At 70.7% G+C, this 13,720-nt stretch carries 10 protein-coding genes and 1 pseudogene; 4 read left to right on the top strand and 7 right to left on the bottom strand.

Annotated elements, in window-relative coordinates:
- Positions 1-876 precede the first annotated feature (876 nt).
- A complete protein-coding gene (locus WBN91_RS19765; protein ID WP_337725293.1) occupies positions 877-2,880 on the top strand; it encodes a hypothetical protein in 2,004 nt (667 codons plus the stop codon).
- On the opposite strand, the gene WBN91_RS19760 is transcribed toward WBN91_RS19765, so the two are convergent.
- Both WBN91_RS19760 and WBN91_RS19755 read right to left on the bottom strand, forming a co-directional pair.
- Positions 2,849-3,271, bottom strand: a complete 423-nt coding sequence (locus WBN91_RS19760; protein ID WP_337725294.1) for a hypothetical protein — start codon at positions 3,269-3,271, stop codon at positions 2,849-2,851. The two genes, WBN91_RS19765 and WBN91_RS19760, sit on opposite strands and share 32 nt — an antisense overlap.
- A gap of 60 nt (positions 3,272-3,331) precedes the next feature.
- The gene (locus WBN91_RS19755; RefSeq protein WP_337725295.1) at positions 3,332-4,633 is read right to left on the bottom strand and encodes an APC family permease; all 1,302 of its coding nucleotides are present in this window, start codon (positions 4,631-4,633) and stop codon (positions 3,332-3,334) included.
- An 85-nt stretch (positions 4,634-4,718) separates the two neighbouring features.
- Between WBN91_RS19755 and WBN91_RS19750 the strand changes: the two genes are divergently transcribed.
- Entirely contained in the window at positions 4,719-5,297 is a 579-nt protein-coding gene (locus WBN91_RS19750) for a TetR/AcrR family transcriptional regulator (protein WP_337725296.1), read from the top strand.
- Here WBN91_RS19750 and WBN91_RS19745 read toward each other — a convergent pair.
- Genes WBN91_RS19745 through WBN91_RS19735 form a run of 3 tightly spaced genes read right to left on the bottom strand, consistent with a single transcriptional unit; the run spans position 5,292 to position 9,169 of the window.
- Positions 5,292-6,086 carry a pentapeptide repeat-containing protein gene (locus WBN91_RS19745; protein WP_337725297.1) on the bottom strand — a complete coding sequence of 265 codons (795 nt, stop codon included), beginning with the start codon at positions 6,084-6,086 and terminating at the stop codon, positions 5,292-5,294. The two genes, WBN91_RS19750 and WBN91_RS19745, sit on opposite strands and share 6 nt — an antisense overlap.
- Positions 6,083-7,894, bottom strand: coding sequence for a DNA helicase RecQ (gene recQ, locus WBN91_RS19740; protein WP_337725298.1), 1,812 nt, complete (start codon positions 7,892-7,894; stop codon positions 6,083-6,085). Before recQ ends, WBN91_RS19745 begins: the two co-directional genes overlap by 4 nt.
- A 9-nt stretch (positions 7,895-7,903) precedes the next feature.
- Complete coding sequence (locus WBN91_RS19735; RefSeq protein ID WP_337725299.1) at positions 7,904-9,169, bottom strand: HNH endonuclease; 1,266 nt, start codon at positions 9,167-9,169, stop codon at positions 7,904-7,906.
- A 33-nt stretch (positions 9,170-9,202) separates the two neighbouring features.
- Between WBN91_RS19735 and WBN91_RS19730 the strand changes: the two are divergent.
- Positions 9,203-11,061, top strand: a pseudogene (locus WBN91_RS19730) (DNA/RNA helicase domain-containing protein).
- Between the two features lie 3 nt (positions 11,062-11,064).
- On the opposite strand, the gene WBN91_RS19720 reads toward WBN91_RS19730, so the two are convergent.
- Positions 11,065-12,087, bottom strand: coding sequence for a hypothetical protein (locus WBN91_RS19720; protein WP_337725300.1), 1,023 nt, complete (start codon positions 12,085-12,087; stop codon positions 11,065-11,067).
- A gap of 315 nt (positions 12,088-12,402) precedes the next feature.
- Here WBN91_RS19720 and WBN91_RS19715 point away from each other — a divergent pair, with 315 nt between their 5' ends.
- Positions 12,403-12,747, top strand: coding sequence for a hypothetical protein (locus tag WBN91_RS19715; protein ID WP_337725301.1), 345 nt, complete (start codon positions 12,403-12,405; stop codon positions 12,745-12,747).
- Positions 12,748-13,085: 338 nt separating this feature from the next.
- Here WBN91_RS19715 and WBN91_RS19710 read toward each other — a convergent pair whose 3' ends face one another.
- Complete coding sequence (locus WBN91_RS19710) at positions 13,086-13,712, bottom strand: T6SS immunity protein Tdi1 domain-containing protein (RefSeq protein WP_337725302.1); 627 nt, start codon at positions 13,710-13,712, stop codon at positions 13,086-13,088.
- Positions 13,713-13,720: the final 8 nt, after the last annotated feature.

The following is a 13,720-nucleotide window of genomic DNA, read 5'->3' as shown; positions in this document are numbered from 1 at the left end:
AAGGAACGCGGGCAGACCGGCCACCCCCACACCACCACAACCCAACCCACACCCACCCGCAGCCCCACCCACCCACAACCCGCACCCGCCAGCAGCCACACCAAGGTCCGCACCCGCCCGGCAGCCACACCCGCAAGCAGCCAGGCGCCACGCACTCCCGCCGGGAGCCAGGCACCCAGCGCGCGCTCCCACACCCGCAGCGTGCCTGAACCCGCCGCGCCCCCGCCCACCGTGGGCCTGCACCCGCCGGACAGCAGAAGCCGCGCTCACCCACACCCGCCCGCCCGAGCCGCACACTCGCCGCGCCCATCCGCCCGAGCCCGCCCGCCGCGGTCCTCACCAGCACCCGCGCCCCGCTCGCCAGCAGCCGCCTCCGCCCGTCGCAGCCGCGCCACGCCAAGCGCAGCCGCGCCCCCGCCCGGTCCCATCGCGCCCACGCGCGCATTCGCGGCTCCCACCGGCAGCTGCACGCTCGCCGCACCCGCCGGAGCCGCTGCACCCGTCCGCTCGCCGGAGCCGCGCACCGACGCACCCCGCCCGCAGGCACCCGCGCACCCACCCCACCCCGCCCAGGCCGCTCGTCGACACCGCCGCGCCCGCCGCGCCGCTCGCCGCACCTGCCCGCCCCGCCGCCACGCGCCGCCGCGCCGACAGCCGCTCCCGACCCTCGGCCCCACCCTGTGCATCGCCCCCATCCCCTTCCGCCCCAGCGCCCCACCCCGCCCGGCCCGACCGTATCGCGCGTGTCCCACCGGCGGCCGTGTCGCGCGTGTCCCACCGGCAACAACGGCCCCACCTGCACCCCAGACGTCGGGAACCGGCCTACCACAGCGCCGCAAACGCCGTTACCGTCGTTGCGACCTGCGGAAGGGGCACATGGACCACAGACGACTCGCCCGCACCTCGCGCACGATCGCGTTGATCGGCGTGGGCGGTGTGACGTGTCTTGTGTTGTTGCCCGTTGCCATCAACGCGGTTACCGGTGGGTCCGCGTTGCGGGTGCTCGGGCCGTACGCCGGCTGGTTGTGGCCGTCGTTGGTGTTGCTTGTCCTCGTCACCGCCGGGTTGGCCGCGTGGGAGCCGTTGAGTGCTCGGCTGGTGCAGCGGCGGCCTGCTCATCCTGCCAACCGGGTTGCGGCGCTGGACCGGGTCGAACGGTACGTCCGGGCTCGGGTGGACGGGTCGTTGGCGGTTCAGGTTCGGCTCAAGCTCGGGGTGGTGCCGCGGGTTGGGCCTGCCTTGCCTACGCGGATCCGGGCGCCGTTGGTCGTGGCGGGCGAGAGCGGGTGTGGGAAGACCTCGTTGTTGCTCGACCTCGCCGGAAGGCTGCTGGAACGGGCGCGTGCCGATCTCGGTTGGCCCGTCCCTGTCGTGGTGGACCTCGGAACCTGGAGGCCTGAGGACGACTTCGGCGACTGGCTGCTGCACGCGATCAGACGGCGGTACCGGATCGGGGTTCGGCTCGGGCGCACGTGGTTGCGAGAGCAGCGACTCACGATCCTCTTCGACGGGCTGGACGACCTCCCCGCCGAACACCGCCCCGAGTGCCTGCGCTGGATCACCGCCCTGAAACTGCCGCAGGTCGTGCTGTGCAGCGCGACCGACGACTACGAGAACCTCCCCCGCTACGACGTCGTCCACGTGGAACCGTTGCGCCGCACCGACGTCCTCGACCTGATCGCCGCCTGCGAACCCCGCCTCGACGGCCTGCACGAAGCCCTCACCAAGGACCCTGACCTGTGGGACGAGGTCCGCACCCCGCTCGCCTTCGACCTCCTCGCCCTCGCCCACCGCGCCGGTCGCGCGGAGTACCGGGGTGGCGTGCTGGACACCTACCTGGTCGAGTCCACCGCCCGGAGTCCCGAACGCACCACACCGACCCGCACGCTCCGCGCACTGCGGTTCCTCGCCCGCATCGCCCGCCGCCGCAACGACCTCCGCGCCCGCCACCGCCTGCCCCACCGCCGCGTCTGGCTGGACTTCGTCGACGACCCCATCACCTGGCGCCTGTTCCGACGCGCGACCCCGGGCGCGCTGGCGGGCCTGCTGGCCGGCACGTGCCTCGTCACCGCCCTGGAACTGGGCCTGCCCACCGCCCTCGCCGCCGCAGCCGCCGCCACCGCCCTGCGTCGCGGCCGGTTCGACGCCACGACCACCGACCGCCGGCGCGGCCTGCGCTGGGCGGTCACGGGCTTCGTCGCCGGCACCGCCACCGGCGCGGGACTGTCCATTGTGGGCGGTTGGCTCGGCGCCCAGGCGGCGCGGTGGCCGGCGTTCGTGACCTTCGCCCTGGTCCTGCTCGTCGCCTTCGTGATCACCCTGGCCCTCACCGGGGACCGCTACTGGGCCGTCGCCGGCGCCCTCGCCCCCACCGCCGTGATGATCTGGACCGGCCCCTCCGCGGACCTCCTCAGCGGTCTGGGCATCGGGCTGCTCACCGGCACCGCCGCCGGCCTGGTCACCGCAGGCCTGGCGAAGGTCTGGCGGGACCTCGACCGGCCCGCGGCCCGCGCCCTGCACTGGCTGCCGCTCGCCGGCCTGCCCGCCACCGCCCTGGCCGCCGCGCTCGGCGCGCCCCTGACCCTCCACGCCGCCCCGATCACCGGCCTGCTGATCGGCCTCGCCGTCACCCCCACCCTCCGCCCGCTCGACCCGATCGCCGAACTGCTCGCGAAGGCCCTGGCGCTGGACGAGTTCCCGTTGCGCCGCAAGGCGATCATCCAGTCCGCCCGCGACCGGGTCCTGCTGGTCGACGACAACCGCTTCCCGCACGCCCTGGTCCGCGACCACCTCGCCGACTGCGACCCGGTCGAGCTGGCCGCCACCGTCGAGCGCCGCCGCGACACCCTCAGGCCCAGCGCGTCCGCCCCCAAGGCTTGAACACCGACAAAGCGGTGTTGACCAGGTACAACGTCAACGACACGCAGCACGCGACCAGCACGTCCGCGCCCGCACCGGCCACGCCGTCCGCCGCGTCGCGCACCCCGGACCGCAGCGAGAAGAACGTCGCCACCACCGCGACCACGGTCAGCACGAACTTCACCAGCACCCACCGGTGCTTCACCAGCCCCCACTTCGTGCCCAGCGACAGCACGAGCCCGGTCACCAGCGCCCCCAACCCCAGCGGCAGCACCACGTAGTCGGCCAGCACCACCATCGGCCGGTAGTACCCGGACAGGGCCAGCGCGAGGTCGCCCACGGTCACCCCCAACCACCCGACGGACGTGACGACGTGCAGCAGCAACCAGGACTTGCGCGCAACAGGCTTCATGCGGGTCACGCTCCCGGAACCGACCCGGTCACCACGTCCGCCCAGCAGCGGCAAACCCGGCTACGCCCGCCGACGTAGCTCCTCCACCGCCGACAGGTTGCCGTCCTGGTCCAACGACCCGCGCCGCCGCCCGCGCCACCGCAGGAACAGCAGCGCCAGCACCGCGACCAGCACCGGCAGCAGCACGGACGCCCCCGACACCACCAGCAGCAACAACACCCCGGCCAGCGCGAACACCGCCGTGTACCGGGCCTTGCTGCGCCGGGGCAGCAGCCGCACGGCCGCCGCCGCGCCCACCACGTACACCGCCACGAACTGCGCGGTCGTCAGCAGCACCAGCACCCGCAGGCCCAGCCCGGTCACGCTGACGAACACCAGCACCACCAGCGACAAGCCCACCAGCACCGCCAGACTGCGCCGCGGCACCTCCCCCGCCACACTGCCCCGAGACAACCGCCGCGGGAACGCCCCGTCCCGGCTCAACGCCGCCCCGAGCTTCGCCCCGCCCGCGTAGTAGGCGTTCATCGACCCCACGGTCAGCAGCACGGCGGCCACCGCCGCGCACACCTTGAGGTTGCCGCCCAACGCCCGCGCCAGCAGCTCACCCAGCGGCGCGGGCGAGTCTGACGCGCCCTGCACGGACACCGTCACGAACGCGACCGACAGGTACAGCAACGCGACCACCACCACCGCGTACCCGGCCGCGCGCGGCAGGTCGCGTTGCGGTTTCCCGAACTCCTGCGACAGGTGCGCGATGGCCTCCCACCCGGCGAAACTCCACACCAGCAGCGCCGCCGCCGGACCGATCGCCGTCCAGCCGTGCGGCGCGAAGGGCTCCAGGTTCGCCAAGTCGGCCGACGGGACCGAGACCGCGACGGCGGCGAGGACGAGCAGCACCAGCAGGCCCGCGAGCACGCACTGCACCCGTCCCGACGCCCGCAGACCCGCCCAGTTGGTCGAGAACACCAACGCCGTCAGCACCAGCGCGGTGACCAGCTGGGTCATCCGGCCGCCGCCGACCGCGTCGGCCACGTACGACCCGGCGAACAGCGCGGAGGCGGTCGTGCCCGGCGGGACGGCGAAGAAGAAACACCAGCCCACCACCGCCGCCGCGCGCTCGCCGAACGCCAGCCGCGCGTACGTGGACACCCCGCCGGCGTCCGGGTGGCGGGCGGCGAGGGCGGCGAACGTGGCCGCCAGCGGCGCGGAGACCATTACCAGACAGACCCAGGCGAGCAGCGACGCCGGTCCCGCGACCTCGGCGGCCAATGCGGGCACGGCGATGACGCCGGTGCCCAGCACGGCTCCCACGTACAACGCGGTGCCGTGCACGACGGTCAACGCGGGACGCGTGCTGCCCATGACGTGACAGCTTTCCAAATTCGCGGCGACAGCCCAAGGTCTCGACCGTTATCCGTGCGTGCACAAACGGCTACGCTGCGGTGACGTGGGCAGACCACGGGAGTTCGACGACGCGGCGGTCGTGGACGCCGCGATGGAGGTGTTCTGGTCGAAGGGGTACGAGTCCACTTCGACGGAGGACCTGTGCGCGCGCACGGGTCTGGGCCGCGGCAGCCTGTACAACGCGTTCGGCAGCAAGCACGGGCTGTACCAGCGGGCGCTGCGCCGGTACGCCGAGGTGGGGTTCGGGGCGCAGGCGGAGATCCTGGACGGTCCCGGCGGGGTGAAGCAGCGCTTGCGCGCCTTGATGGTGGCGGTGATCGACACCGACCTCGGCGACCCGTCCAAGCGCGGATGCCTCGCGGTCAACGCCGCCGTAGACGCCGGTGGCACGGACGACGTGGTGGCTGAGCAGGTGCTGCGGCAGTTCTCGCGCTTCGAAGCGGCGGTGTGCGAGGTGATCGCGTGCGGCCAGCGGGACGGCGAGGTCGCGGCGGACGTGGATCCGCTGGTGGCGGCCAGGGCGTTCGTCAGCGCGTACTACGGGTTGCGGGTGCTGGGCAAGGTCGTCCGCGACCGGCGGGTGCTGGAGGACGTGGTGGAGGGCGCGCTGGCGCGGTTATGACGTCCAGCGCGTGGGGCGGGTCAGGCCGTGCGGCAGCTTGGTCGTGGCGTCGCCCTTCGCCGCGTCGAGCTGGACCTGGGTGACGAACAGGGCGCCGGTGAGGTCGGCCCCGGACAGCTCCGCCCCGCGCAGGTCCGCGCCGATGAGGTCGGCTTCGCGCAGGTCGGCCCCGCGCAGGTTCGCGCCGATCAGGTAGGCCCCGCGCAGGTCCGCGCCGCGCAGGTCGGCCTTGACCAGCTTGCGGCCGATGAGGTCCGCGTTCCGCTTGGACTTGCGGCCCTTGACGTGCCGGCGGGCCTGGTCGCTGGCCTGTTCCAGCAGCGTGGCGACGGCACGCCAGCGGGGGCCGACGTCCAGGCGTGCCAAGGTTTCGGGCTCTCCGGCGGTGAGCTCTTCGATCTCCCGGCGCGCCTTGTCGAGCTGCGCGTGGAGGTTCTTCTGGTCCAACGCGATGGCCTGGGTGAGGTACCAGAGGAGTTCGTGCAGTTCCCGCATGATCGGGAAGACGTCGAACATCAGCTCGGCGGTCTCCGGCGCGTCGCGCCAGCTGCGGCCCCGGAAGGTCACCTGGGCGACCTGCTGGCCCGCGCCGAAGCAGTCGTAGACCGTGCAGCCGGGGAAACCGTTCTGCCGCAGGCTGGTGTGGATGCCGCAGCGGAAGTCGGCCTGGAGGTTGCGGCACGGGGTGCGGGCGGGCTTGTCGATGGCGAAGTCCGCGGACTTGGCGAACGCCGGGACCACGCAGCACAACCCGAAGCACCGAGCGCAGTCGGCGCGCAGCTCGGTCATGTCGCCAACGTGTCCAGGATGTGCTGGCCGTACTTGGCGAGCTTGTTCTCGCCGACGCCGTTGATGGTGCCCAGTTCGCCCAGGGTGGTGGGCATGAGCGTGGCGATCTGGCGCAGCGTGGCGTCGTGGAAGATCACGTAGGCGGGGACGCCCTGTTCCTTCGCGGTGGCCGCGCGCCACGCCCGGAGCTTCTCGAACACCGGCTCCGCCTCGGGCGGCATCTCGACGGCGGGCGCCTTGCCGGGCTTGGCGGCGGCGGTCTTGGCGGCCTTGGCCTTCTTCTCCGCCTCGCGCCGCATCATGACCTTGCGGCCCTTGTAGAGCACCTCTTCGCTGGCGGGCGTGAGGACCAGCGTGGAGTACTCGCCTTCCACGGACAGGTAGCCCTGGGCCAGCAGCTGCCGGACGACGCCACGCCAGCCGCTCTCGTTCAGCTCGGTGCCGATGCCGTAGACGGAGAGCGTGTCGTGGTCGAACTGGATGACCTTGGGGGTCTTGCGGCCCAGGAGGATGTCGATCGTCTGGCCGGCGCCGAACTTCTGGCGGCGCTCGTTGCGCAGGCGGTAGACCGTGGAGAGCACCTTCTGGGCGGGGATCGTGCCGTCCCACGTCTCCGGCGGGACCAGGCAGGTGTCGCAGTTGCCGCACGGCTCGCCGCTCTGGCCGAAGTAGTTGAGCAGCTGGACGCGGCGGCACTCGACGGTCTCGCACAGCGCGAGCATCGCGTCCAGGTGCTGGTTGAGCTTGCGGCGGTGGGCCTGGTCGCCCTCCGAGTCCTGGATCATCTTGCGCTGCTGCACGACGTCCTGGAGGCCGTAGGCGAGCCAGGCGGTGGAGGGCAGCCCGTCGCGGCCGGCGCGGCCGGTCTCCTGGTAGTAGCCCTCGACGGACTTCGGCAGGTCGAGGTGGGCGACGAAGCGGACGTCCGGTTTGTCGATGCCCATGCCGAACGCGATGGTCGCGACCATCACCAGTCCCTCTTCCCGAAGGAATCGGGATTGGTTCTCGGCGCGGGTGTTCGAGTCCAGTCCGGCGTGGTAGGGCAGCGCTTTGATGCCGTTCGCGTTGAGGAATTCCGAGATCTTCTCGACGGAATTGCGCGACAGGCAGTAGACGATCCCCGCGTCGCCCTGGTGCTCGGTGGTGAGCAGTTCCAGGAGCTGTTTCTTCGGTTCGTTCTTGGGGACGATCCGGTACTGGATGTTGGGCCGGTCGAAACTGGCCACGAAGTGCTTGGCGTCGCCGAGGTTGAGCCGCTCGGCGATCTCCGCGTGGGTGGCCTGGGTGGCGGTCGCGGTGAGCGCGATGCGGGGGACGTCGGGCCAGCGTTCGTGCAGGTGGGAGAGGGCGAGGTAGTCGGGCCGGAAGTCGTGGCCCCACTGCGACACGCAGTGCGCCTCGTCGATCGCGAACAACGCGATCTTGCCCCGCTCCAGGAGCCGAACGGTCTGCTCCACCCGCAGCCTCTCGGGCGCGAGGTAGAGCAGGTCGAGCTCCCCCGCGAGGAATTCCGCCTCCACCAGCGACCGCTCGTCGTAGTACTGGGTGGAATTGAGGAATCCGGCCTTGACGCCCAGATCGCGCAGCGCGTCCACCTGGTCCTGCATCAACGCGATGAGCGGCGACACCACAACCCCGACCCCGTCCCGCACGAGCGAGGGGATCTGGTAGCAGAGCGATTTACCGCCACCTGTGGGCATGAGGACCAGCGCGTCACCACCACCGATGACGTGCTCGACGATCTCCTGCTGGTCGCCGCGAAAGGAGTCGTACCCGAACACCCTCCGCAGAACCTCATGCGAACCCACGAACCGATCCTAACGACCCCCACCGACAGTCAGCCGCACGCCCCGCTCGAACACATGTTCCCGATGCCACGCGAAGTACCCCGCCGACCCCGGGTGGTGCGCCCCCGCCACCCGCCCCGCAAGCTGCGCCAACTGCTCCGCCAACGCCCCTTCGACCGGACTGGCCACCACCGTCCCGTCCGCTCCGACGGTCACGTAGCCCAGTTCGAAGAGCCGGTCGCATCCCAGCGAACAGGCCAACATCGCCACGTTCCGCAGGTCGTTGCGCTCCTCGTCGGAACACTCGGCCCGCTTCTTGATGTGCGCGGCCACGAGCAGATCGACCGGCAACTCCCGCCCGCACAGCGCGCAGGTGCCCACCGCCGCGTCCCCGATCAGAACGTGCCGCAACGCCCCTTGCTCAACCCGATACTTGGCCACCGCCGTCCGGTCCAACACACCAAACTGCGGATCTGGCGCGACCGGCGCGTACCCGAGCGACACAGCGGCCGGCTTCTTGGTCACCACAGCCCGCGGCAAGGTCGCCAACACCGCCGCCACAAACGCACTCCGGTACCGCAACTCCTCAACGGAGGCCAACACCCGCCCCCGCGCGAACAGCTTGTCCAGCCCTTCCTGCACCCAAGCGACCGGCACCAACTTCCCCTGCGGCGACCGCCCGGTAGCGACCAGAACGTTCCGGGCATCCACCTCCAACACCCGGTTGACACTCCCGTCCACCGTCACGAGCTCCCGCCCCACCAACCGCTGCAACACGTCCCCGGCCTCCGGCGCCACCGGCACCGGCAACCCGACCCGCCGCAACAACGCAGGCTGATCCACGACGTCAGCGAGGTAACTCCCCCGCACCACATCCACGGCCTGCGCCCGAACCGCCGGGTCCGCCAACAACCGCGCAGCCCCTTCGGTAAACCCGGCAACCGCGTCCACATCCGCTGAGGTGGGAACGTCCACCACCCCATGCCGCTCCCACAGATCAGCGTCCGCGCCGAGGTGCCAAAACGGGTACTGCGGCGTATTCCGAGACGCCCCGAACTCGGCCAACACAGCACCGACCCCGTCACGAAAGTCAGGCCACCTGAACAGCCGCCCCCGCCCCGCCGCCAGCTGCCCGATCGCCCACAGCAACGCCAACGGCTCGTGGACAGTGGGCGACTCATGCCGCTGGTGGCGGTCGAGCGACCCCAAAGTCACCATCAACTTCTCGACGCGATCGCCCCACACCCGGTCTACGTGGAAGCTCGGTTCGCCCGGCGCATCATCCGTCAAACGCACGCGTACACGGTGCCAGACTGGTAGTTCTGGATCATGCAGGTGTACCGAGGCACGGTCGCGAAAGCGGGCGAAGAGCTGCGGCCCGGGGGTGACGCGTTCGTCCGGCGATGCGCGGAGGACTTCCGCCGGCGACGGGGTGAACTGCCCGGTGAGGCGGAGCTGCGCAGTTGGCGCAACAGCTGGCCGGTCCTCGTCGACGCCCTCGTCCGAGCAGGGCTCGGTGACCTCGCCCTCCTGCTCGAGTACGAACTGCCCAGGTCCTCCGAGCGGATCGACGCGCTGGTCGTCGGAGCGCGACCGGACGGTGGCCTGACCGGCGTGGTGGTGGAGCTCAAGCAGTGGGACCAGGTCACGGCCGCGGACTCGACCGAGGCGGAGACCCGCGGTGAGCGACGGGGTCACCCGTGCCTGCAGGCGGCCGGGTACGTCAGCCACCTCGAGCAGTGGCTCGCCGACGAGGTCCTGCGGCTGGAGTTCCGGGGCGCCGCGGTCCTGCACAACGCCGACGACCGGTCGACCGCCTTGCTCAGCGGAGCCGTCAAGGGGCGTGTGGGCAGCGGTGACGTGCCGGTGCTGGGACGCCGTGAGCTGGCTGAGCTGGCCCCGCACGCCTTGGCGGAGCTGCTGCGGTGCGGCGACCTGGCACCACCAGCCGAGTCCCGGCTGGCCGAGTTCCTCGCGCTGCGACCACAGCCGTCGGCCAAGCTGCTCGACGAACTCGACACCGTGCTGCGGCAGGAATCGCGGTTCCGGCTGATCGGCGCGCAGCAGGAGGCCCAGTCGCTGGTCTGGAAGGCGGCGACTGACGTGACCGCCAAGCGCAAGCGGGTGATCGCGGTGTCCGGTGGCCCTGGTACGGGCAAGACGGTGATCGCCATGCGGCTGGTGGTGGACCTCTCACGCCGGCAGACCGAGCCGAAGACCGAAGCCAGGTTCCTCACCCCGTCCGGCACCCTGCTGGCGCAGCTGAAACGCGCCGTAAAGCACGTGGACGGGGCCAACGGGATGTTCGGCCACCCAAAATCGCACCCGCCGGTCACGCCGGTCGTGCCCGTGGTGGACGAGGCGCAACGGCTCACGCGCGAGGACTGGCAGATGGAGCGACTCATGACGTGTGCTCCGGTCAGCGTGTTCATGCTGGACGAGCGACAGGTGATCCTGCCGGACGAGGGCTACCGCGTCGCCGAGCTGCGCGAGCTCGCGCGGCGGGTGGGGGCCGAGTTCCACCACGTCGAGCTGACGAGCCAGTTCCGCTGCGGCGGTTCCCTGGCTACCTCAACTGGCTCGACCGCCTGTTGTCGCCGGACAAGACGCCCGAGCCGTGGACCGAGTCGGACTACGACTTCGACATCGCGCGCGACCCGGACGACCTGGACGCCTGGATCCGGCACAAGAACGCCCACGGGTTCACCGCGCGCATCGCGGCGGGCTACTGCTGGACGTGGACCGAAGTCGACGCCAAGCAACCGCTGGTGGACGACGTCGTGATCGACTGGACCGACCGGAACGGCGAACGGCGGACGTGGCGCCGCCCGTGGAATGCCCACGTAGAGCACAAGGACCCGGCGGGCACGGTGATCGCACCGGGCCGCAAGTTCTGGGCGACGGACGCGGGCGGCCAGAACCAGGTCGGCTGCGTGTACACCTGCCAGGGCCTCGAGTACGACCACGGCGGCGTGATCATGGGCCCGGACCTCGTGCGGCGTGGCGGCGAGTGGGTGGCCCACCCGAAGGAAAGCCACGACAGCTGGGTCAACGGGCTCACCGCCGAGCAGTACCTGCCGTTGGCGTTGAACATCTACCGGGTGCTTGCCAGCCGCGCGATGTTCGGGTGCCGCCTGTACTCGACCGACCCTGAAACCCAGGCTTTCCTGCTCTCCCTGCGCCCGTAGCCGCTAGTCCGGGAAGTCGTTGTTCCACACCGGCTCCATGTGGATCCGCCGGGCCGCCGGGGCCGGGAGCCGTTCGAACCGACCCGGCTCCAGCCGGTACACGCAGTCGATGCGCACGCTGTGCAGGAGTTCCACGCCGCCGTGGTCGGGACGGGCGGGGAACAGCGCCGTCAACCGCACGACCCTCTCGGGACAACGCGGCGCGTAGTGCAGGAGTTGGGCCACCGCCTGACGGACGCGTTCCCGCGCGATCCCGCCCTTGGCCTCGATGACTTCCGCACCCTCGGGCCGGACGGTGTACATGTCCGAGATGCCCGACTCGGACCTGATCCGCTTGAACTCCACCTCGGGTTGTGCCTCGACGTACTCGGTCATCAGCAGCGACTCCGTTCGCCGGACGGTGATGTCGCGCGCTGTGCGGCCGTACGTGACCTCGGCGGTGAGGTGGGCTTCCAGCGCGACGACCATCCCCCGCTCCAGCTGCGATTCGACGTACTGCTGAGCGGCTTCTTCCGCGGCACTCGCCCGCCTGCCGAGCCCTTCGAGGACTTGGCGCACGAGAACGTCGTCGCTGACGACGCGGCCCTGCCGGAACGGTCCCACGAGCTCGCCGCCCGACACCTCCTCGAGTTCCCGGTAGGGGATCCGCAGTCCGTCGTCCAGTGTGATCAGGCTGTACACGTTGACGAAGGTGTCCGTGTCGCCCGGCTCCTTCCACAACTCGACGGCGAACGCCTTGTTGCGGAAGCTCGCGCCGACCTCGCCGATGGCCCCGATCTTGTTGTCCCAGGTGAAAAGGGCGACATCACCCTGTCGCACCTGCTTCATGGCCTCGTCGTGGTAAGGACGGGTGCCCCAGAACCGGGCGCGCCCGTCCGGGTGGAGACGGTTCAGCGCGGTCCGTTCACCGTCGAGCAGCTTCGACAGGTACCGGGCCTCACTGAACACCACTTCGTTGTGCAACGTCTTCACCCGATTCCGCTTGGCCTCGGCGTTCCGCACGGGTTGGATCAGCAATCGGGTCATCGCGGCAGGGCTCTCGGTCGGGGGACGATGATCGGATCGTCGCACAACGGCGGCCGCTCCGCGTGCAGACCTCCAAGCCCTCACCGCCGGGCCGCAATTCTGCGGCCAGTCACCGAGTTGCGGCGAACACCGAAGCCGCGTGGCACCTCGACGGCTGTCCGCGCGCTCACCTCGGCCCATACGCCTTAGGGGTATCCGAGGGCAGACGGCGCCACCACGACGCGCAACGACATCGAGGGCAACCCGCACACGGCGGTGCAGGCTGGCGCCATCTCGGGCGGTGTTCACTTCCACGCGTCCGCCACCGCGAACCCCGTGGTGCCACAGCAACTGCCCGCCGCGCCTCGCTCGTTCTCCGGGCGCGAGCCGGAACTCACCTCGCTCACCGAGGCCGTCGACGACGATGACCGGCACGGCACGACCGTCGCGATCTCGGCGATCGGCGGCATGGGCGGTATCGGGAAGACGTCGCCGGCGCTGCACTGGGTCCACCTCAACCGGTCCCGCTTCCCCGGCGGCCAGCTCTACGTGAACCTGCGCGGGTTCGACCCGGATGGCAAGCCGCTGGACCCCGCGGTGGCCGTCCGGGGGTTCCTCGACGCGCTCGACGTCGCGCCCTGCTCCATCCCCGCCGACCTCGACGCGGAGGCGGCGCTGTAGCGGACGCTGTTGGCCGACCGCCGGGTGCTGGTCATGCTCGACAACGCCGTGGACGAGCACCAAATGCTGCCGCTCCTGTCCGGCACCGGCACGTCCGCCGTGCCGGTGACCAGCCGCAACACGTTGAGCGGCCTGGCAGGCGCGCATGGGGCCCGATTGCTGTCGCTGGACGTGCTGAGCGTCGAAGCCACGACCGCGATGCTCGAGGGCCACCTCGGCGCGGACCGGGTGGCCGGTGAGCCGGACGCGGTCCGGGCCGCTCCCCGCCAGCGCCGTTGGCTCCTGCTAACCAGACGACCCCAGCTTCATCCGCTTCATCCGCGAACGAGACTCACCGCCTACTGTTGTTCGAGGGAAATACCGGAGACAGGAGTTCCCTCCGGGAGGTCTTTGACTTGCTTGTAAAGCTGACCGGTCAAAGACCAGTACACCTCGACGTCGACCACTTCAAGGTTGTCGTCATCATCAGTGCCACCGAGGAATGGTGGCGTGCGATAACCGACGCATTCGGCAAAGCCGAGCCGACGATCGTCGTGCGACGCCCGCCACTCCTCGAACCAGTCGACGGCGAGAGCGTCGGACGCGTAGTCCACCAACTCGACCTCGTGGAACTCGCGCAGGCTGACCGGTATCTGGTAGCGCTGGACTTCGGCGAGGCCGATCAGCTTGATCATCGGCTGCTCGTCGGAGTACGCGTCCGGGTCGAGCACGAAGTTCCGCCCCAACCAGTCGAAGGCGAAGGCGATCACGTTGGCGTATTCACCCGGGAAGGTGGCGCGGATCGTCCGCGTGGCAGCGCGGGAACTGACCTCCGAGTGAACCCGGTAGACGCCCGAGCCGAAGCTGCCGCCGCCCCACGTCCGCATCACATCGGCAAAATCCGGGATATCACCGCCAACATGCGGTACCCAGGGCGCGATCGGGGAGTCGACCGGCCCGTACTTGTTCAGGAACTTCTCGAACACGACCCGGC

The sequence above is a fragment of the Saccharothrix sp. CCNWYY140 genome, assembly GCF_037401995.1.
Classification (GTDB): Bacteria; Actinomycetota; Actinomycetes; order Mycobacteriales; family Pseudonocardiaceae; genus Actinosynnema.
The sequence above is the reverse complement of the archived record's forward strand: the minus strand, read 5'-3'. Positions and strand labels throughout refer to the sequence as shown.